Below are 20,885 nucleotides of genomic sequence, written 5' to 3'. Positions count from 1 at the left end.
GTGAAACGTCAGGGGACGGCATGCGGTTGCCCGCTCAGGTGCCCGCTATGCCAGTAAGCGTCGAGCTTCGCGATGAACGCGTTGCGCTCGGCGGGGGTGATGAACGATGCGTCGAAGCTGTTCTTCACGATCGTGTAGACGTCTGCGTCGGAGAGTTTCAGCGCGTCGATCGTCTCAACGAAGTTCTGGTTGATGTAGCCGCCGAAGTAGGCGGGGTCGTCGGAGTTGACGGTCACGGCGACGCCGCGATCGAGCAGGCTCTTCAGCGTGTGCTTGGTCAGGTCGTCGAACACGCACAGCTTGAGGTTCGACAGCGGACAGACCGTGAGCGCGACGCGCGTGTCGGCCAGGCGCGTGACGAGCGCCGGATCTTCGATGCTGCGCACGCCGTGGTCGACGCGGTCGACTTTCAAGAGATCGAGCGCTTCATAGATGTACGAGGGCGGGCCTTCCTCGCCCGCATGCGCGACGAGCTTCAGCCCCTTGGCGCGCGCCTTCGCGAACACGCGCTCGAATTTCGACGGCGGGTGGCCGCGCTCGGACGAGTCGAGGCCGACGCCGATCAAACGGTGCTTGTATCGATCGAAGAGCGGCAGCGCGGCGTCGAAGGTTGCGAGCGCATCGTCTTCGGACAGATGCCGCAGGAAGCACAGGATCAGCTTGCTCGTCATGCCGCGCTTCTCGGCGTCGGCGAGCGCGCGCTCGATGCCGGCCACCACCGTTTCGATCGCGACGCCGCGTTCGGTGTGCGTCTGCGGATCGAAGAAGATCTCGGCGTGCACGACGTTGTCGGCGAGCGCGCGCTCGACGTAGGCCGCGGTCATGTCGTAGAAATCCTCTTCGGTCAAGAGCACGCTCGCGCCCGCGTAGTAGATGTCGAGGAACGATTGCAGATCGGTGAACGCATAGGCGGTCCGCAGCGCGTCGATCGAGTCGTACGCGAGCTTCACGTTGTTGCGTTGGGCGAGCTTGAAGATCAGCTCGGGCTCCAAGGAGCCTTCGATATGGATATGCAATTCGGCCTTCGGTGCGCCAGCGGCTTTGTCAGCTAGGGTTGCGGTCATGGTCGGTCGGTCTTCTAAGGGGCTTTTTGCAAAGCGTGGTGGACGGGTCGCGCGCGCAATGCTTGGGGCTAAGGCGCGGTCTGCGTCCGTTCGTTGGTGATGGATTGGCTGGTGTTGCTGGGCTGAGTCTTTTTGCTATGCGTTTGTGTCTCTGTGTACCTGTGTACCTGTGTATATCGAACGGTCCTGTTGGTTTCGGCCGCGCCTAAACGGCGCTCGCCGCATGGTGTGCGTTCGCTTCGACGGCCTGCAGCAGTTGCGCCGCCGCTGACACCGCAATGATCTCCGGCGACTTGTCGACGATCCCGACGACACCGATCGGGCAGTGCATGCGCGCAATCTGCGCCGGATCGATGCCGCGTGCGGCGAGCCGGTGCTCGAACTGCTTGCGCTTCGTGTGCGAGCCGATCATGCCGAAGAACGCGAAATCGTGGCGTCGCAGGATGCGCTCGGCAAGCTCGAGATCGCGCGCGTGGTTGTGCGTCATGACGAGGAAATACGTGTGCGGGGCGGCACGGTCGATGGCTTCGTCAGGCGCGTCGTTGGCGTCGATCGTCACGTTCAGGATGCCGTCGAGCGCTTCGGGTGGCGGGAACTGCGCGTCGCGCTCGTCGACCCACTGCACGTGGCACGGCAGCGTCGCGAGCACGCGCACGAGCGCGGCGCCCACGTGCCCCGCGCCGAACAGCACGACGGCGAAGTCGCGCGGCGCGATCGTTTCGGTCAGCAACGCATTGCTTTCGTCGAAGCCGGTGCCGTCCCACAGCAGGCAATCGGGGCCGTCGACGCCGGGCTCGGGGTCCGACAGCATCACGTCGTCGGGCGCGGGGCCGAATGATACGCTGCGCACGGTCGATTGGCCCGCGAGCACGCGCTTGGCGAGCGTCGACACCCAGCCGAGGTCGCCCACGTCGAGACGTTCGAACGCGACGACGACTGCGCCGCCGCAGCATTGGCCGAGGCTCGGGCCGAGCGCGAAACGTTCGAGCCGGCGCGAGCGCTGCGTGCGCATGCCGTCCTTGAGCACTTGGCGCGCGACTTCGATGGCGCGCCATTCGAGGTGTCCGCCGCCGATCGTATGACGCGCCGAATCACGCGTGACGATCATCTTCGTGCCGGCTTCGCGCGGCGCCGAACCTTCGACGCGCGCCACCGTCACGAGCACGACGGCGTCGCCGTGCGCGAGCAGGTGTTGCAGATCGGGCAGCCAAGGTTGCATCCGGTCGCTCCAGGCAGTGCCCCGCACATTCAAGCGTGCGAGGGCGGTTGATAGGGGTACTTCGCGTCGCGAGGCTTCGCGACCTCAGGCCGTAGCCGGCGCCGCGGCCGATGACGGCGAAGCGGACGCGCGCTGCGCTTGCATCGCATCTAGCGCGTCGAGGATCGCCTCGGGCGTGGCCGGCGCGCGCAAAGGCGGTGCGCTCGTCACTTCGGGCACGGCGGCCGCGACCGCATCGCGGATCGCCAGAAACACCGAGAACGGCAGCAACAGCGGCGGCTCGCCGACGGCCTTCGAGCGGAACACCGTAGGCTCCGCGTTCTCGTTGCGAAAGAGACGCACGTTGAACGCGGCGGGCGTGTCGCTGACGGCGGGAATCTTGTACGTCGACGGCGCGTGCGTCATCAATCGACCGTCGCGGTTCCACCAGAGTTCCTCGGTCGTGAGCCAGCCCATGCCTTGAATGAAGCCGCCTTCGACCTGGCCGATATCGATCGCCGGGTTGATCGACTGGCCGGCATCGTGCAGCAGGTCGGCGCGCACGAGCTTCCATTCGCCGGTGAGCGTATCGACGATCACCTCCGACACGGCCGCGCCGTACGCGAAGTAGTAGAACGGATGGCCCGTCAGCGTCTTGGCGTCCCAGTGCACTTTCGGCGTCGCGTAGAAGCCGTCGGACCACAACTGGATCCGCGCGAGATAGGCCGCGTTGACGAGCTGCTCGAACGGCATCGCGCCGCCGTTGCTGATCACGCTGCCGCGCTCGAAGCGCACGTCTTCCGCGTTGCCGCCGAGTTGTTGCGCGGCCAGCGCCGCGAGCCGTTCGCGGATCGTGCGCGCGGCCGCTTCGGCGGCCTTGCCGTTCAGATCGCTGCCGGTCGATGCCGCGGTGGCCGACGTATTGGCCACTTTCGACGTATCCGTCGCCGACACGCGCACGCGCGAAAGCGCGAGCCCGAACTCGTTCGCGACGACCTGCGCGACCTTCGTGTTGAGCCCTTGGCCCATCTCCGTGCCGCCGTGATTGACGAGCACCGAGCCGTCCTTGTAGACGTGCACGAGCGCGCCCGCCTGGTTCAAGAACGGCACGTTGAACGAGATGCCGAACTTGACCGGCGTGATCGCGATGCCGCGCTTGAGGACCGGGCTCTTCGCATTGAACGCGGCAAGCGCGGCGCGGCGCGCGCGGTAGTCGCTCGACACGAGCAGGTCTTCGGTGAGCGGCAGGAGGATGTTGTCCTCGACGCGCTGGCCGTATGGCGTCACGTCGCGCTCGCCGATGCCGTAGTAATTCGCGAGTCGCACATCGAGCGGATCGAGCTCGAGCTCGCGCGCGATGTCGTCCATCAGCACTTCCATCACGAGCGCGCCCTGCGGGCCGCCGAAGCCGCGGAACGCGGTGTTCGATTGCGTGTTGGTCTTGCATGCGAGCGCGAGGATGTCGACGTCCGGCAAGTAATACGCGTTGTCGAAGTGGCACACGGCGCGCGTCGCGACGGCGCCCGACAAGTCCGCCGAATAGCCCGCGCGCAGCGCGATCTCGACGCGCGCGCCGAGAATGCGTCCGGTGTCATCGAAGCCCGCTTCGTATTGATAGAGCGCGTCGTGACGCTTGCCGGTGATCATGAAGTCGTCGTCGCGGTCGGCGCGCAGCTTGACCGGACGATGCAAGCGTTGTGCCGCGAGCGCCGCGACGCACGCGAAAAGCGCCGATTGCGATTCCTTGCCGCCGAAGCCGCCGCCCATCCGCCGGCATTCGCAGATGACGTTGTGCGTCGGCCAGCCGAGCATATGCGCGACCACCTGCTGCATTTCGCTCGGATGCTGCGTCGAGCTGTAGACGAGCATGCCGTCCATCTCCTTGGGCATTGCGTAAGCGACTTGCCCTTCGAGATAGAACTGCTCTTGTCCGCCGACTTCGAATGTGCGCGCCACGCGGTGCGGCGCCGATGCGATCTTGGCGGCCGGCGTGCCGCGCGTCAGGTGCAAGGGCGGCAGCACGTATTGCTTCTTTGCCTTCGCATCGGCCACCGACAGCACCGGTTCGAGCGGCTCGTAGCGCACGACTTCATCGCTCTTCGCGAGCGACGCCGCGCGCCGCGCGAGTTCGTGCGTTTCCGCCACCACCGCGAAGACCGGCTGGCCAAGATAGAGCACGGTGCCATCGGCAAGGATCGGGTCGTCGTGCAGCACGGGGCCGCAGTTGTTTTCGCCGGGGATGTCGGTGGCGGTCAGCACGGCGACCACGCCCGGCGCGTTGCACACGGCGGTCAGATCGAGCGACGCGATGCGCGCATGCGCGTGGCGCGATAAGCCGAGCGCCACATGCAGCGTGCCGACGAGCTCGGGAATGTCGTCGGTATAGACGGCTTCGCCGCTCACATGCAACGCGGCGGATTCATGCGGCAACGACGTGCCGATCGCGACCGCATCAGGCGTGCTGCCGCGCAGATTGCCAATGAAAGCATCGGTTTGCTTGTTCATGATGCCCTCCGCTGGGCCGCCCCAAGGAGGGCATCCGCCCCCTTGGGGGGCAGTGAACGAATGTGAGCGTGGGGGTCGTTCATCCTGGCTCCTTAGCGCCTGCGTCGAACGCGAACGCGTTCACGTCGGCGAGCGCAAGCGGTGCTTCATCGCGCGTTTCCAGATAGAAGCGCCACAGCACGTTGCGAGCGGCCTTCGTCCGGTACGCGCTCGACGCGCGCATATCGGTGAGCGGCTGGTAGTCGGACGCGAGCGCGTCCATCGCGCGGCGCGCGGCGGCTTCGTCCCAGGGCGAGCCGGCGAGCGCGGCCTCCGCGTGCTCGGCACGCTTGGGCGTCGCGGCCATGCCGCCGAACGCAATGCGCGCCTCGGTGATGTGGCCGTCGGTCACGTGAAGCGCAAACGCGGCGCACACGGCCGAAATGTCCTGGTCGTAGCGCTTCGACACTTTGTAGGTCCGAAAGCGCAAATCAGGCGAAGGGCGCGGCACGCGGATCGCGGCGACGAATTCGCCGGGTTCGAGCGCGGTCTTCTGATAGCCGACGTAGAACGCATCGAGCGGCAGTGTGCGCGAGTTCGCGCCATGACGAAGCACGACGTGTGCGTTCAGCGCGATTAACGCAGGCATCGAATCGCCGATCGGCGAGCCGTTCGCGACGTTGCCGCCGAGCGTGCCGGCATGGCGGATCGGCAGCGAGGCGAAGCGCGTCCACAGCTCGGCGACCTCGGGATAGTCGGCGGCGAGCGCCGCATAGGCGTCTTCGAGCGAGGCTGCCGCGCCGATGGTGAGCGTCGCGCCGTCGCGCTCGATCGCCTTCAATTCGGCGACGTTGCCGATGTAGAGGATGTCGCCGAGATCGCGGAATTGCTTCGTCACCCACAGGCCCACGTCTGTACTGCCCGCGAGGACGCGCGCACGCGGATGCTGCGCGCGCAGCTTCGCGAACGCGTCGAGCGTGGCCGGCGCCCAGAACGACGGCGTGCCGAAGTCGGCGCCGCGCGTATCGGGCGCCGTGTAAGTGAAGGTGTCGCTGCGCTGGATCGATTGCAGCGCGCGCGTGACCGTCTCGCGATCGAACGCCGCGCGCGGGTATTGCTGATAGTCGAACATCTTCTGCGCCGCATCGACGATCGGCCGGTAGCCGGTGCAACGGCACAGGTTGCCGGAGAGGGCGGTGTTGATTTCGTCGCGCGTCGGCAAGCCGCTCGATGGGGACTGGTTCTCGTAGAGCGCCCACATCGACATCACAAAGCCCGGTGTGCAGAAGCCGCATTGCGAGCCGTGGCAATCGACGAGCGCCTGCTGCACCGGGTGCAGCGCGCCGTCGGCGGCGCGCAGGTCTTCGACGGTGAAGAGCGCGCGGCCGTCGAGCGTCGCCAGGAACTGAATGCAGGCATTGACCGCTTTCAGCGTCAGCGCGCCGTTCGCATCGAGCTCGCCGACGACGACCGTGCACGCGCCGCAATCGCCTTCGGCGCAGCCTTCCTTGGTGCCGGTGCAATGGAGGTCTTCGCGCAGATGCTGCAGCACGGTGCGCGTCGCGGGCACGCCGGCGACCTCGCGGACGGCGCCGCGGCGATAGAAGCGGATGGGATGCGTTGTCATAGCCAATCCAGAGACATTGCGGATCAGGCGCGCGTTACGCATGGCCGAGAGCCCGCCGGCCTCGCGCACGTAGATCGCCATCCATGATTGCAAGATAGCACCGTCCTTATCAGGAAAATATTCCGCGACGGTGATGGGGGCTATTAGCAGCCGCCCATGACAGCATCGCGACTCGGCAGGTGCGCCGTAGCGGCCAAACGAAGCCGATCGCGGAGGGCCGCGCGGGGCAAGGCTCGCGCACGAACGTGCAAGGGAGACCGGCCCGCGGCGGCGCGCGGGCGGATGTGACTAGGTGTTTACACGCAGATGGGGCCGCAGCGAGACGGCGGGCGCTAGCCGGCGGGCGTGCCGGGCGCGGCCCCAGAGGGCATTACAGGGCGCTCAGCGCGCGCCGAGTCCGGTTGCGCCACAGGCTCGCGACGACCGGCACGAAGATCGCCACGAACGCGATCAGGGCCCAGCCCGGCAGCAGGATGCCGAAGATCGGCGGATACACCGTCTCGCATAGGCCGCCGACCTTGAACACGGAGGGCAGCCACTGCGCGGGCGGCAGACTGTCGACGACCGGCTGCAACTGGTCGAAACCGCAGCTGAAGCCGGGGTTCAGCTGGATATACACGTGGCGCACGGCGGCCGCGATGCCGGCCGCGGCGGTAATGGCAATGAGCGTCTCGAGCACGGCGACCCCGCGCCAGCCTTTCAACGTTGCGCCGAAGAACGCAAAGAACGCGATCAGCGCGAAGAAATAGCGCTGGATGATGCACAGCGTGCAGGGGTCCTCGTTCTTGACGAACTGCATGTAGAGCGCACCGGCCAGGAGGCCGAGGCAGACGAAGCCCAGCAGGACGAGGAGACGGCGCTCGCGGCGCAGCAACGCGGTGTTGTCGTTCATGAGAGAAGAATGGGTTTCGAAATGGCTGGAACCGGGTGATTTTAGTGCGCTTTTCATACGCACGTTTGTTTATTGGATCAAAACGACCTCGACGAATCGGCCCCGCGCCGCGCGCGGGCGCGGGTTTGCCGGACGAGCGCAGCCGGGCTCAGCGCAATGGGTTCAGCACGCGCTCGACCGCGAGGCCGATGCCGAGCAGGGCGTCGTCCGCATGCGGCGCGGCCGCGAGCATGAGCCCGACCGGCGCTTCGCCGCGCACATGGCACGGCACCGACAGCGCGCACGCGTCGAGCACGTTGAAGACGCTCGGATTGCGCAGGACGAGCGCGTTGACGCGCGCGAACGTCTCGTCGTCTTGTTCGAGGTCGGCGAGGCGCGGCGGGGCGATCGGAATGGTCGGCGCGACGATCGCGTCGAAGCGCTGCCACAGCGTGTGCCGGGCGGCCTCGAAAAGCGCGGCGCGTTCGGCGAGCAGGTCGAGATAGTCGGCGGCCGTGGCGGTTTCGCCTTTCAGAATCCGGACGAGCACGCGCGGATCGTAGAGGTCGCGGTGCTTCTCGATCAGCGGCCGATGCCACGCATACGCTTCCATCGACGAAAAGCCGATGCGGTTGATGTCCTGCCAACGGTCGAGCGGCGCGAAGTGCACGTCGGCGACGATCGCGCCGGCGGCTTCGAGATGCTTGAGCGCGGTATCGACGGCCGCGGCCACCGCGGGCTCGACATCGTCCGTCACGTAGTGGGTCAGCACGCCGAGGCGCACGCCTTCGAGCGGGCGGCGCGCGGGCACACGCGGTTCGAGCCCGGCGAGCAGGCGGTCGACGAGCGCGCAGCACGCGACCGACACGCCGATCGGGCCGAAGGAATCGAGCGTGCTGGAAAGCGGCACGCCGCCTTGCTTCGGGATGCGGCTGGCCGTCGGCTTGAAGCCCGTCAGGCCGCACATCGCGGCGGGGATGCGCAGCGAGCCGCCGGTGTCGGTGCCGAGCGCGACCGCGGCCATGCCGTCGGCAACCGATGCGGCCGCGCCCGACGAGGACCCGCCCGCCACGCGCGCATCGCCTGGCACCTCGCGGTGGTACGGCGAGAGCGGCGTGCCGTAGTGCGGATTGAGGCCGAGCCCGGAGAACGCGAACTCACTCATGTTCGTGCGCCCGACGATCACCGCGCCCGCGCGCTTGAGCCGGGCGACCGCGATCGCGTCGGCGCTCGCCGGGGCGGTGCCGTCGAGCGCGCGCGAACCGGCGCGCGTGACCTGCCCTTCGATGTCGAACAGATCCTTGATCGACACGGGGATGCCCGCGAGCGGCGAGAGCACGGTACCGGCGGCGCGCAGGCGGTCGTGCGCGTCGGCGGCGGCGCGGGCGCTGTCGGCGGCGACCTCGATGAAGACGGTCGAGCCTTGGCCCGACGGGTCGGCGATTCGGTCCAGCGCGGCCTCGACGAGTGCGCGGCTCGAGGTCTTGCCCGCGGCGAGATCGGCGGCGAGTTGGGCGAGCGGGGCGAATGGGGTGGGCGGGGTAAAGTCGGCGGCAGGCATGGCGGTGGGTTCGAGGCAGTTGAGAGACGTTTGCGGCGCGGTGTGCTTGCGTGTGCCGGGTTGTCTCGAAAGCCGGGGCGGCGGATGTCGCAGGCATTGTAGAACAAGGCTTCGCGTCGGGGCTGTCGGGTGAGAAAGGGCGCGCGTTTGCGGCCGCGTCGGTCACTGGCGGATAATGGGATAGTCTCCACCGTTCGCGTGCCAGGCGCGCCTGCCCTAAAGTCATGAGCGAAAACACGCCGCCCAACGCCGGGAATCCCGGCTCTCCATCCGCTTCAACCGGTCAATCCCAGGTATCGAGCTCCGCCCCGCAGCCACCTGTGCACGAGGCTGCGGCACAGGACGCGCCACCTCGGGCCGCAGCCGCCGTGGCAGAGGAGCCCGCGCCTGCCGAACCGCGCGAGGCTGCCCCGGCGGGCGCCACGCCCAAAGGTACGACGGGTTCGCCGCCGCCCGGCTTTGGCGCCCAACCCGATTTCGATACGCCGCGTCCGCCGCCTCCCGGCGCGGTGCCTTCCGCGCCGCCTGCCTATCTGCGGCAAAGCGATTCGGCGTGGTCGGTGCTGGGACGCACGGTCGCCGCGCGCGCCCGGCGGATCTTCGACCGGGCCGGCCAGCGCATTACGCAACGCACGCTGCGCATCGGCGTGTCGGCGCGCATCTTTCATCCCGAGCCCGGCGCGAGGGGCCTGCGCGGCAAGACGCTGCAGTACCTGGAGGAGTCGATCGCGCACTGGGTCATGTCGCGCGACGTGCTCGTCTTCATGATTCCGACGGTCGGCCATCAAGGCATGCTCCACCCGAGCAACATTCGCTTGCGCGACTACGCGAAGCATCTGGACGGCCTGTTGCTGCAAGGCGGCGCCGACGTCTCGCCGCAGTCGTACGCAGAGAGCGCGAGCCGTCCCGAATGGCCCGGCGATCGCGTGCGCGACATGTACGAACTGGAGCTGCTGCACGAGTTCATCGAGTCGGGCAAGCCGGTGCTGGGCGTCTGCCGCGGCTGCCAGCTCATCAACGTCGCGTTTGGCGGCACGCTCTATCAAGACATTGCGTCCGATGTGCCGATGGCCGGCGTTCACGTCAACGAGCACTACGACCAGCATCGCCATTCGGTTCGTTTTCCCGACGGCTCGACGCTCGCCAGCATGTTCCCTGGCCGGCGCGAAGCGGTGGTCAATTCGATTCACCACCAGGCGGTGAAGACGCTGGGCCGCGATTTGAATATCGAGGCGGTGTCGTCGTCGGACGGGATCATCGAGGCCGTGCGCTATCGGCGCGCGCCGTTCGTGGTGGGCGTGCAGTGGCACCCCGAGTTCCATCGTGCAGGCGGGCCGGAATTGCTCGACTGTACGCCGCTGCTGGACACGTTCCTGCGCGTTGCGCGCGAGACGCGCTTCTAAAGGTCGTGCCGTTCAGGCCGCGAGCGGCGGTGTCTGCCGATCGATAAGGCTGGTGTCGCAAAAGAAAACGGCTCGCCGTGTGATGACGGCGAGCCGTTTTGCGTTTGACACGCCTAGACCAGCCGGTACGCGTAGCGCAGCGCGGTGACGTCTATGCCGCCCATGTGGTCCGGTTCCCTGCCCGCGGGCTGCCAGCCCTGCCGCTCGTAGAACGCAATCGCGGCTGTGTTGCCTTCCAGCACGTACAGATGGATCTGCGTTTCGCCGCACGCCCGTGCCCAATCCTGCGCCGCGCCGATCAGCAGCTTTCCGACGCCGATCCCCTGGTACCGAGGCAGCGCGTGCAGGTTGTCGAGCAGCGCGCCCCAGGCGGACCCGATCGGCCGCTCGACGCAGACGAATCCCACCGCCTCTCCCTCCAGATCGGCGATCTGCACGAGCCGCCGGCCATCGTCCGGCGCGTTCATGCGCGCGTGCCAGAACGCGGCGCGTTCGTTGGCGACCTCGTCGTCGAGGAATTCGTTGGGCAGGATGCCCCGGTAAGTCGCTTGCCAGCTTGCCGCGTGGATGGCCGCGAGGAGGCCGGCATCGGCGGGACGCGCGTGACGCAGCGTGAGAGGCGCGGGAAGAGTCATCGACAGCGAGGCGTAAAAGTCCGTAGTGCGGCCAGTTTACTGCGTGGACGCCGCGCGCCGACATCGGCTGAATCGTAAATACACGAAAGCCGCGTTCGCAGTAAGATTGCGCCCGGCGATCGCTGGGGCCCAGCCCGGTTCCCGGCATCGCCGGTTTTTCGCTCCGAATGTGGCGCGTCAAAGCCGCGCACGCCGATATGCGAGATCGCCGGCGTCGAGCCGGCAATGTGTCAACTGCCGTTTGCCGAGTGGTTAGGCGAGCGGTCTCTTTGAGAATGTCATGTCTACCGCGTCCCACGCATCCCCCAACGAATCGAAAGTCAGGACAGTGTTTCGCGTCGTCAGCGGCAACTTCCTGGAAATGTATGACTTCATGGTCTACGGCTATTACGCATCCGCGATCGCCAAGACCTATTTCCCGAGCGGCGACAGCTTCGTTTCGCTGATGCTGGCGCTGTCGGTGTTCGGCGCGGGTTTCATGATGCGTCCCCTGGGTGCGCTCGTGCTCGGCGCCTATATCGACAAGCACGGCCGCCGCAAGGGCCTGATCCTCACGCTGCTCTTGATGGCGATCGGCACGCTGACGGTGGCGGCGATTCCCGGCTACGCGACGATCGGCTATCTCGCGCCGGTGCTCGTGCTGCTGGGCCGGCTTCTGCAAGGCTTCTCGGCGGGCGTCGAGCTGGGCGGCGTGTCGGTCTATCTGTCGGAGATCGCGACGAAGGGCAACAAGGGCTTTTACTGCTCGTGGCAGTCCGGCAGCCAGCAGGTCGCGGTGGTGTTCGCCGCCTTGATCGGCGTGGTGCTGAACCGCCTCCTGCCGGCCGACCAGATGAGCGCCTGGGGCTGGCGCGTGCCGTTCCTGATCGGCTGCCTGATCGTGCCGTTCTTGCTCCTGATCCGCCGCTCGCTCAAGGAAACCGACGAGTTCCTCGCGAAGAAGCATCGTCCGAGCATGGGCGAGGTCTTCAAGTCGATGCTCGCGAACTGGGGCATCGTGCTCGGCGGCATGGGCATGGTGATCATGACCACCGTGTCGTTCTACCTGATCACCGCCTATACGCCCACGTTCGGCCGCGAAGTGCTGAAGCTGTCGTCGATCGATACGCTCGTCGTCACCGTGTGCATCGGCTTGTCGAACCTCGTGTGGCTGCCGGTGATGGGGGCGGTGTCGGATCGCATCGGGCGCCGTCCGGTGCTGATCACGTTCACGGTGTTGACGATTCTCACGTCGTATCCGGCGATGCAGTGGCTCGTGGCGGACCCGTCGTTCGGCCGGCTGCTGGCGGTCGAGCTGTGGCTGTCGTTCCTGTACGGCAGCTATAACGGTGCGATGGTCGTGGCGTTGACGGAAGTGATGCCGGCTGACGTGCGGACTGCCGGATTCTCGCTTGCGTACAGCCTCGCGACGACCATCGGCGGTTTCACGCCGGCGATCTCGACCTACCTGATCCATGCGACGGGCAACAAGGCCGCGCCGGGGCTCTGGATGGGCGTGGCGGCGGTGTGCGGTTTGATCGCGACGCTCGTGCTGTATCGGACGGACGAAGCGCGCAATCAGTACAAGCTCGCGTAAGCGGCAGCGCGCGTATTGATGGATGGCAAGGGGCCCCGGTCGGGGCTCTTTTGCTTTTGCGGCGTCGAGGCGTCTCGCTCGCGCCTGGCTTCAAGCGTCGCGCACTTCGCGCGCGACCGCTTCGATCACGTCTTCCCACGCTCCCGGCGTGCTCTGGCGCACGAGGCGCGCAGTCGGATACCACGGGCTTCTGTCGCTCCCGACAAACCAGCGCCAGTCGGCGGCAAGCGGCAGCATCAGCCACAGCGGCTTGCCGAGCGCGCCGGCGAGGTGGGCGATCGATGTGTCGATCGACACCACCGCGTCGAGCCGGTCGACGATAGCGGCCGTGTCCGCGAAGTCGCCGATGCGCCGGGCGCCGTTGCGCTCGTCGAAGCGATGGATCGAGACGGCGCGCGGGTGGGCATCGAGGGCGCGGCGCTCGTCGGCGCTCAAGTCGGGCTGCAGCACGATCCAGTCGATGCCTTCGAGGGCGAACAGCGGGGCGAGCGCGCCGAGCGGGATCGCGCGATTCTCACGCGCCTGAATGCGGCCCGACCAGGCGAGGCCGATCTTGCGCTTCGCGTGGCCGCCGAGCGAGCCGCGCCAGCGGCGCTGGTAGTCCCTCGGCACGTCGAGGTAGCGGGCACGTGCGGGCAGCGTTTCGGCGGTGATGCCGAGCGCGAACGGCAAGCTGAGCAGCGGGCAGTGCAGGTCCACGGGCGGGCGCGGCGCGCCACGCGCGATCACCGTCACGCGCCATGCGTCCGCGAGCGGCGCGACGAGCGGCAACAATTCAGGTTGGACTTCGAGCACCACGCGCGGCGCGCGCTCGCGCACGAGCGGCATGAAGCGGATGAACTGCAGCGTGTCGCCGAAGCCCTGTTCCGCTTCGACCAGCAGCGTCTCGTCGTCGAGCGGCTCGCCGTTCCAGCGCGGCAGAGCGGCGGCGCTCGACGGATAGGCGAGCGCTCTCAGCCGCCATTCGTATTCGGGCAGGCCGCGCGTGAAATCACCGAGCGTGAGCAGCGCGAGCGCACGGTTCATGTGCGCGGATGCGAGGTCCGGGCTCAGCCGCAGCGCTTGGTCGAAGGCGCGCAGGGCCGCCGTATGCGCGCCCAGCGCATGTTGTGCGGTGCCGAGATTGAGCCACGCGAGACAGGACTTCGGATCGAGACCGACCGCAAGCTCGAAGCGCTGCGCCGCCTCGGCGTGGCGCCCGAGCGCGGCGAGCGCGTTGCCGAGCCCGAACAGGGCCGGCGGAAACGGCGCGTGCAGCGCGAGCGCGGCCTCGAACGCCGCGACCGCCTCTTCATGGCGGCCGATCGCATCGAGCGTGTTGCCGAGATTGAAGTGCGCGGCGACAAAACGCGGCTCGGCGGCCGTGGCCGCGCGAAAGTGCACGAGCGCGTCGTCGGCCCGATCGAGCGCGGCGAGCGACATCCCGAGGTTGTTGTGCGCGCCGGCATGCCGGGGACGCAGTTCGAGCGCGCGCGAAAACGCGTCGATCGCCTCGTCGTGGCGGCCGAGCGCATGCAACGCGTTGCCGAGGTTGTTGTAGGTCGACGCGTCGCCGGGCTTGAAGTGCAGCGATTTTTCGAACGCGAACAGCGCGTCTTCATGACGGCCGGCGGCGGAGTACGCGTTGCCGAGGTTGTAGTGGGCGAGCGCGAACTCCGGCACGAGCGTGAGCGCGTTGCGAAAGCGCTCGATCGCGCCGTCGAGCTGGCCGAGCGCCTTCAGCGCGTTGCCGAGATTCAGTTGCAGGGCGGCGTCGTTCGGGCGCAAGTCGACCGCGCGGCGCACCAATTCGGCTGCCTCGGCGTGCTTGCCTTGCTGGTGGCGTAGCACGCCCAGCAGGTGCAGTGCGTCGACGTGGACCGGATCGGCATCGAGCGCCGCGCGGTAGTCGCGCTCGGCATCGGCGAGCCGGCCTGCGCTGTGGGCCGCGTAGGCACGGTCAAAAAAGGGTTCCATGACAGGCAGGGACAAGCAAACGCCGCATTTTCCCACACTCGACGAGGCGTCTCCGCTTTCGGACGATGGGCCGTGTGGTCTATAACGGGGAAACGGTCGTTCTTTTCATGTCGTAACGACGTCGTGATCTTGCAGTACCGTGGCTGACGCGCTCAAACCTTCGACGATTCGACCATGACGACACCTTCTTCCCATGGACATGTGCACGAGCCCGCGCATGACCACGAGCACGGCGGCGATAGTCACGATCATCAGCCGCATTCGCACGCCGGCCACGACCACGGCCACGACCATGACGCAGGCGGCGGGCATCACCACCATCACCATCACCACGCGCCTGCTCCGGGCCACGGACGCGCATTCGCGATCGCGGTCGCGTTGAACATCGCGATCGTCGTCGTGCAAGTGATCTTCGGCGTGCTCGCCCATTCGACCGCGCTGCTCGCCGATGCCGGCCACAACCTCTCGGACGTGCTCGGACTCCTGCTCGCGTGGGGCGCGACGTGGCTCGCCAAGCGCCGCCCGTCGGCTCGCTTCACATTCGGCTACGGCAGCTCGTCGATCCTCGCCTCGCTCGCCAATGCCGCGCTGCTGCTGTTCGCGAGCGGTGCGATCGTCACCGAGGCGATTTCCCGGCTGTTGAATCCGGCGCCGGTCGCGGGCTTCGACGTGTTCGTCGTGGCGACCATCGGCATCGTCGTCAACGGCTTTTCGGCGTGGCTCTTCATGCGCGGCAACAAGGACGATCTGAACATCCGCGGCGCGTTCCTGCACATGGCCGCCGACGCGGCGATCTCGGCGGCGGTGGCCGTCAGCGGTCTCGTGATTCTCGCGACCGGCCTCACGTGGATCGACCCGGTGATGAGCCTTTTGGTCGTCGCGGTGGTGGTTTACGGCACTTGGGGGCTGCTGCGCGACGCGGTGCACATGGCGCTCGCGGCGGTGCCGCCCGGCGTCGACACGCAGCGCATCCAGCGCTACCTCGCGGCGCAGCCGGGCGTCGCGGATGTGCACGATCTGCACGTCTGGGCGCTGTCGACGACCGAGAGCGCGCTCTCCGCGCACCTCGTGATGCCGGCGGGCCACCCGGGCGATTCGGTGCTCGACGATATGGTGCGGACGCTGCGCGAGCAGTACGCGATGCATCACGCGACGCTGCAGGTCGACCTCGGTACGAGCGAGCACCGTTGCTCGCTCGATCATCGGGGGCACTGAAGGCGGGCGGGCGCTGAAATCGGGCCGGATGTGCCTCAAGCCGGGAGGGCGGCGTACACTGGCTGGATGTTGCCCGCTGGAGGAGATGATGAACTGCCCCCACGCTCACTTACGTGTGCTGCCCCCCGGGGGGGCGGTTGCCTCCCTCGGGGCGGCATGGGACCCGAGTAGAGCGCTGAAGCGCCAACTCGGGTCGACACGGGAGACAACATGAGCGCCGACGTTGGGGGGAACGCACATCCCGTGCTGATCGTCGGCGCGGGGCCGACCGGGCTTGCCGCCGCGACGAGCCTCTCGCGGGCGCATATACCAGTGCGGTTGATCGACAAGGCGGCGCAGCCATCGCCGTATTCACGCGCGATCGGCATCCAGGCGCGCACTCTGGAATTGCTGGAGCAGCATCGGATCGTCGAGCCGTTCCTCGAACTCGGCCATCGCGCACGGGCCGCCAACCTCTATTCGAATGGGCATCGCCTCGCGCGCCTCGATTTCGATCCGCTGCAGACGCGCTACCCCTACCTGCTGTTTCTCGATCAGAGCGTGACCGAGCGGCTGTTGACCGAGCATCTCGCGACGCTCGGCGTGACGGTCGAGCGCGGTGTCGAGCTGACGGGGCTGACGCCGGGGGCGTCGCGCGTGGAAGCCGTGCTGTCGCATGCCGATGGCCGCAGCGAGATCGCGCACGCGGCGTATCTGATCGGCGCCGACGGTGCTCACAGCACGGTGCGGCACCTGCTCAGCATCGGGTTTGCGGGGAAGACCTTCGAGCAGACGTTCTTGCTCGCCGATTTGCAGGCCGTATCCGATTGGTCCGACGACGAGTTTTATATCTTCGCGTCGGGTGAGGGGCTGGTCGGACTTTTTCCGCTAGGCGGCGGGCGTCATCGTCTGATCGCGGACAATCCGCCGTCGCTGGCCGCCGCGGCGTCGAGTGCGGCGGCGAACGCAGACTCGGCCGCGGCGCAACAGGAGATCAAGCCGCCGCCCGCCGCGCCGTCGCTCGACGAATGCCGTCAGATCGCCGCGCGGCGCGTGCACGGCCGGCTCGATCTCGATGCACTCGCGTGGTCGTCGTTTTTCAACGTCAACAGCCGCATCGCCGAACGGTTGCGCGCGCAACGGGTTTTCCTCGCGGGCGATTCGGCGCACGTCCATAGTCCCGCCGGCGCGCAAGGGATGAACACGGGGATTCAGGAGGCGTTCAATCTCGGCTGGAAGCTCGCGCGCCTGTTGTCGGGCGGCGCGCCCGATCAACTGCTCGATACCTATCAGGCCGAGCGCCATCCGATCGAGCGCGACGTGCTGCGTCAGACCAGCTTCATGATGCAAATGGCCGAGGCCGAGCATGGGCCGCTCAAATTGCTGCGCGACCGCGTGATGCCGGTGCTCGCCACGCTCGGGCCGCTGCGCGATGCGGCGCGGCTCACGGTCAGCGAGCTGTCGGTGCAATACCGGCGCAGCGCGCTCTCGCTCGAACGCGTGCTCGACGGCGGGCCGCGGGCGGGTGAGCGGGCGCCTGATGCGGTCGTGCATGTGGTCGACGGGCCGCTCGGGCGTGCGCCGGGAATTGGCCGCATCTTCGACTTGCACGACCCGGCGTTCTTTTCGCTGTTCCTGCTGGTTGAAGCGGGGAAGGACGCCGACTCACCGGCAAGCGCCGCGCCCGCGCCCGCCGCCGAGCTATCTCGCCTGGCTCAGGATATCGAACGCGCTCTGCCGGGCGCGGTGCGGATCTGGCACGTGTGCGAAACGCCTCGCGACGGCGCGCCGTCGCTTAGCGAATCCTACGGACGTACGCGGCCGGCTTTCTATCTCGTGCGGCCGGACGGCTATATCTGCGCGCGCGGCCGGCCGGCATCGGACGGCAACGCGCTCTTGCGCCACTGCGAGACGTGGTTTGGGCGCACGCGGGAGCACGCCTGAGGCCGCGTGCCCGACGCTCTCCTTTCTTGCGTCCGTTTGGGTGTGGCTTCAATCGATCAAATGGCGTGTCAAACCGCGGCTGCCGGCGTCAGCGCCTCGCGCGATCGGGTGAGCGCTTCCCTGACGATCGGCTCCATCGACGCCGCCGCGTCCGGCTCATCGAGCGCCGCCAGGATCGCGCGCCGCATCCGGGGTTCCCAGTAGCGGCGAATGTGATTGGCGACGCTGGCCAGCGCCTCATCGTGATCGGGCATCGACGCGAAGAATTCGCCGATCTGATTGGCCATGACGATCAAATGTTCTTGGTTCATCGTTGCTCGCTGATGCGTTCGGTGCCGGGGCTGCGCGGGCAAGCGCCAGGCCCCGGCTTCGGCTTCGTCATTTCCCGCTCGTCGCGTTCGCGGGTTCGCGCTGGCGCAGCAAGTCGAGCTGCTCGGCGTTGAAGCGCGAATATTGCTTCTGCCATTGCGAAGGCTGCTCGACCGGCGTGACCTGCACGGCCGTCACCTTGTACTCGGGGCAGTTGGTCGCCCAATCGGAGTTGTCGGTCGTAATGACGTTCGCGCCCGATTCGGGGAAGTGGAACGTCGTGTAGACGACGCCCGGCTGCATCCGCTCGGTGACGAGCGCGCGCAGCACCGTCTGCCCCGCACGCGACTCGATGCCGGCCCAGTCGCCCGTCTTGATGCCGCGTTCGGCGGCGTCATCGGGATGAATCTCGAGGCGATCTTCGTCGTGCCAGCGGACGTTATCGGTGCGGCGCGTCTGCGCGCCGACGTTGTACTGCGACAGGATGCGGCCCGTCGTGAGCAGCAGCGGATACTTGCGCGTCACTTTTTCCGGCGACGCGATGAACTGCGTGATCACGAACTTGCCCTTGCCGCGCACGAACTCGTCGACGTGCATGATCGGCGTGCCTTCGGGCGCATGCTCGTTGCACGGCCACTGAATGCTGCCGAGCTTGTCGATCAAGTCGAACGACACGCCGTGGAAGGTCGGCGTGAGGCGCGCGATTTCGTCCATGATTTCCGACGGATGCGCGTAGTCCATCTCGTAGCCGAGCTTCTTCGAGAGCAGTTGCGTGACTTCCCAATCGGCGTAGCCGCTAAGGGGCGGCATCACGCGGCGCACGCGCGAGATACGGCGCTCGGCGTTCGTGAACGTGCCGTCTTTTTCGAGGAACGACGAACCGGGCAGGAAGACGTGCGCGTATTTCGCCGTTTCGTTCAGGAAGATGTCCTGCACGACGATGCATTCCATCGACGACAGCGCCGCCGACACATGCTGGGTATTCGGATCGGACTGGACGATGTCTTCGCCCTGGCAATACAGACCCTTGAAGCTGCCGTCGAGCGCGGCGTCGAACATGTTCGGGATACGCAGGCCCGGCTCGGGTTGCAGCGTCACGTGCCATGCGTCTTCGAATTCCGCGCGCACCGTGGCATCGCCGATATGGCGATAGCCGGGCAGCTCGTGCGGGAACGAGCCCATGTCGCACGAGCCTTGCACGTTGTTCTGGCCGCGCAGCGGATTGACGCCGACGCCTTCGCGGCCGACGTTGCCGGTCGCCATCGCGAGATTGGCGATGCCGATCACCGTCGTCGAGCCTTGCACGTGCTCGGTGACGCCCAGACCGTAGTAGATCGCGGCATTGCCGCCCGTCGCATAGAGGCGCGCGGCGGCGCGCACCCGCTCGGCCGGCACGCCCGTCACATCGGCGGTCGCTTCCGGCGCGTTCTCAGGCAGGGCGACGAACGCGCGCCATTGCTCGAACGCGCGGGTCTCGCAGCGTTCGGCAATGAACGCCTCGTTGAGGAGCCCCTCGGTCACGATCACGTGCGCGAGCGCGTTGACGATGGCGACGTTCGTGCCCGGACGCAACGGCAAGTGGTACTGCGCCTTCACATGCGGCGTATCGACGAGATCGATGCGCCGCGGATCGACGACGATCAGCTTCGCGCCTTGCCGCAGACGCCGTTTCAGGCGCGACGCGAACACCGGGTGGCCGTCGGTCGGATTCGCGCCGATCACCATGATGACGTCGGCGTGCTCGACCGATGCGAACGTCTGCGTGCCCGCCGATTCGCCGAGCGTCGTCTTCAGGCCATAGCCGGTCGGCGAGTGACAGACGCGCGCGCAGGTGTCGACATTGTTGTTGCCGAACGCGGCGCGCACGAGCTTTTGCACGAGGTAGGTTTCCTCGTTCGTGCAGCGCGACGACGTGATGCCGCCGATCGAATCGCGCCCGTGCTTCGCCTGAATGCGGCGGAATTCCGACGCCGCGTAGGTGAGCGCTTCGTCCCAGCTGACTTCGCGCCACGGGTCGGTGATCTTGGCGCGGATCATCGGCTTCGTGATGCGGTCCTTGTGGGTCGCGTAGCCCCACGCGAAGCGGCCCTTCACGCACGCATGGCCTTCGTTCGCTTCGCCGTTCTTGTTCGGCATCATCCGCACGACTTGGCTGCCCTTCATCTCCGCTTTCAGCGAGCATCCGACGCCGCAATACGCGCAAGTCGTCACGACCGAGTGCTCGGGCTGGCCGAGCACGGCGATGGTCTTTTCGTGCAGCGTCGCGGTCGGGCAGGCGGCCACGCACGCCCCGCATGACACGCATTCGGATTCCATGAACGGCTGGCTCTCGCTGGCCGCCACGCGCGATTCGAAGCCGCGCGAGGCGATCGTCAGCGCGAACGTGCCTTGCGTTTCTTCGCACGCGCGCACGCAGCGGTTGCAGACGATGCACTTCGACGGATCGTAGGTGAAGTAGGGGTTCGACTCGTCCTTCTGGTCGTGCAGGTGGTTCGCGCCGTCATAGCCGTAGCGCACTTCGCGCAAGCCGACGACACCCGCCATGTCCTGCAGCTCGCAGTTGCCGTTCGTGGGGCACGTGAGGCAATCGAGCGGGTGATCGGAGATGTAGAGCTCCATCACGTTGCGGCGCAGCGCCTGTAGGCGATCGCTTTGCGTGCGCACCTTCATGCCGGCTTCGACCGGCGTCGTGCACGACGCCGGATAGCCCTTGCGGCCTTCGATTTCCACGAGACACAGCCGGCACGAACCAAACGCTTCGAGCGAATCGGTCGCGCAGAGCTTCGGTACGTTGACGCCGGCTTCGATCGCCGCGCGCATCACCGACGTGCCCGCGGGCACGGTGACGAGGCATCCGTCGATGTCGAGCGTGACATCGGTATCGGCGTGGACGAACGGCGTGCCGTAGTCGGTTTCGTCATAAGGCGACCGGGCACGGGTGGTCCGCACCAAAGCTTCGGACTTGCATGCACAGTTGCCTGAGCCGCAGCCGCCCCCCGAAGGGACTTCCTTCGCGGCGCCGGCAGTTGCTTGAATTGGGGAGACGTCGGACATAGCGGGCTC

At 67.2% G+C, this 20,885-nt stretch carries 14 protein-coding genes; 4 read left to right on the top strand and 10 right to left on the bottom strand.

The features are described from left to right. Positions 1-8 precede the first annotated feature (8 nt). The 6 genes from FAZ95_RS16360 to FAZ95_RS16335 all read right to left on the bottom strand — a co-directional run bounded on the left by FAZ95_RS16360 (position 9) and on the right by FAZ95_RS16335 (position 8,805). Positions 9-1,064: an adenosine deaminase gene (locus tag FAZ95_RS16360; protein ID WP_137333405.1), complete on the bottom strand. Its 1,056-nt coding sequence runs from the start codon at positions 1,062-1,064 to the stop codon at positions 9-11. A gap of 205 nt (positions 1,065-1,269) precedes the next feature. Continuing rightward, positions 1,270-2,283, bottom strand: coding sequence for a xanthine dehydrogenase accessory protein XdhC (gene xdhC / locus FAZ95_RS16355; RefSeq protein WP_137333404.1), 1,014 nt, complete (start codon positions 2,281-2,283; stop codon positions 1,270-1,272). Positions 2,284-2,367: 84 nt separating this feature from the next. Continuing rightward, the gene (gene xdhB / locus FAZ95_RS16350; RefSeq protein ID WP_137333403.1) at positions 2,368-4,767 is read right to left on the bottom strand and encodes a xanthine dehydrogenase molybdopterin binding subunit; all 2,400 of its coding nucleotides are present in this window, start codon (positions 4,765-4,767) and stop codon (positions 2,368-2,370) included. A 79-nt stretch (positions 4,768-4,846) separates the two neighbouring features. After that, a complete protein-coding gene (gene xdhA / locus FAZ95_RS16345; protein ID WP_217497409.1) occupies positions 4,847-6,373 on the bottom strand; it encodes a xanthine dehydrogenase small subunit in 1,527 nt (508 codons plus the stop codon). Positions 6,374-6,743: 370 nt separating this feature from the next. After that, complete coding sequence (locus FAZ95_RS16340) at positions 6,744-7,265, bottom strand: disulfide bond formation protein B (protein ID WP_137333402.1); 522 nt, start codon at positions 7,263-7,265, stop codon at positions 6,744-6,746. Positions 7,266-7,413: 148 nt separating this feature from the next. Beyond that, the gene (locus FAZ95_RS16335) at positions 7,414-8,805 is read right to left on the bottom strand and encodes an amidase (protein ID WP_137333401.1); all 1,392 of its coding nucleotides are present in this window, start codon (positions 8,803-8,805) and stop codon (positions 7,414-7,416) included. Between the two features lie 224 nt (positions 8,806-9,029). On the opposite strand from FAZ95_RS16335, the gene FAZ95_RS16330 reads away from it, so the two are divergent. Further along, positions 9,030-10,208, top strand: a complete 1,179-nt coding sequence (locus tag FAZ95_RS16330) for a gamma-glutamyl-gamma-aminobutyrate hydrolase family protein (RefSeq protein ID WP_137333400.1) — start codon at positions 9,030-9,032, stop codon at positions 10,206-10,208. A gap of 113 nt (positions 10,209-10,321) precedes the next feature. Here the strand turns inward: FAZ95_RS16330 and FAZ95_RS16325 are convergent, their stop codons facing one another. Continuing rightward, complete coding sequence (locus FAZ95_RS16325; protein ID WP_137333399.1) at positions 10,322-10,843, bottom strand: GNAT family N-acetyltransferase; 522 nt, start codon at positions 10,841-10,843, stop codon at positions 10,322-10,324. Positions 10,844-11,123: 280 nt separating this feature from the next. Here FAZ95_RS16325 and FAZ95_RS16320 point away from each other — a divergent pair, with 280 nt between their 5' ends. Further along, entirely contained in the window at positions 11,124-12,419 is a 1,296-nt protein-coding gene (locus FAZ95_RS16320; protein WP_137333398.1) for an MFS transporter, read from the top strand. 90 nt (positions 12,420-12,509) lie between these two features. Here the strand turns inward: FAZ95_RS16320 and FAZ95_RS16315 are convergent, their stop codons facing one another. After that, positions 12,510-14,375 carry a tetratricopeptide repeat protein gene (locus FAZ95_RS16315; protein WP_137333397.1) on the bottom strand — a complete coding sequence of 622 codons (1,866 nt, stop codon included), beginning with the start codon at positions 14,373-14,375 and terminating at the stop codon, positions 12,510-12,512. A gap of 174 nt (positions 14,376-14,549) precedes the next feature. On the opposite strand from FAZ95_RS16315, the gene FAZ95_RS16310 reads away from it, so the two are divergent. Then, positions 14,550-15,590: a cation diffusion facilitator family transporter gene (locus FAZ95_RS16310; protein WP_137333396.1), complete on the top strand. Its 1,041-nt coding sequence runs from the start codon at positions 14,550-14,552 to the stop codon at positions 15,588-15,590. 210 nt (positions 15,591-15,800) lie between these two features. After that, positions 15,801-17,513: an FAD-dependent monooxygenase gene (locus tag FAZ95_RS16305; RefSeq protein WP_137333395.1), complete on the top strand. Its 1,713-nt coding sequence runs from the start codon at positions 15,801-15,803 to the stop codon at positions 17,511-17,513. A 68-nt stretch (positions 17,514-17,581) separates the two neighbouring features. Here the strand turns inward: FAZ95_RS16305 and FAZ95_RS16300 are convergent, their stop codons facing one another. Both FAZ95_RS16300 and fdhF read right to left on the bottom strand, forming a co-directional pair. Continuing rightward, positions 17,582-17,824, bottom strand: a complete 243-nt coding sequence (locus tag FAZ95_RS16300; protein ID WP_137333394.1) for a formate dehydrogenase subunit delta — start codon at positions 17,822-17,824, stop codon at positions 17,582-17,584. Between the two features lie 67 nt (positions 17,825-17,891). Then, positions 17,892-20,876, bottom strand: a complete 2,985-nt coding sequence (fdhF, locus tag FAZ95_RS16295) for a formate dehydrogenase subunit alpha (protein WP_137333393.1) — start codon at positions 20,874-20,876, stop codon at positions 17,892-17,894. Positions 20,877-20,885 lie beyond the last annotated feature (9 nt).

It is taken from the genome of Trinickia violacea, from assembly GCF_005280735.1.
Taxonomy (GTDB): Bacteria; Pseudomonadota; Gammaproteobacteria; order Burkholderiales; family Burkholderiaceae; genus Trinickia_A; species Trinickia_A violacea.
Note: the sequence above shows the minus strand (reverse complement) of the source record. Positions and strands in the feature narration are given on the sequence as shown.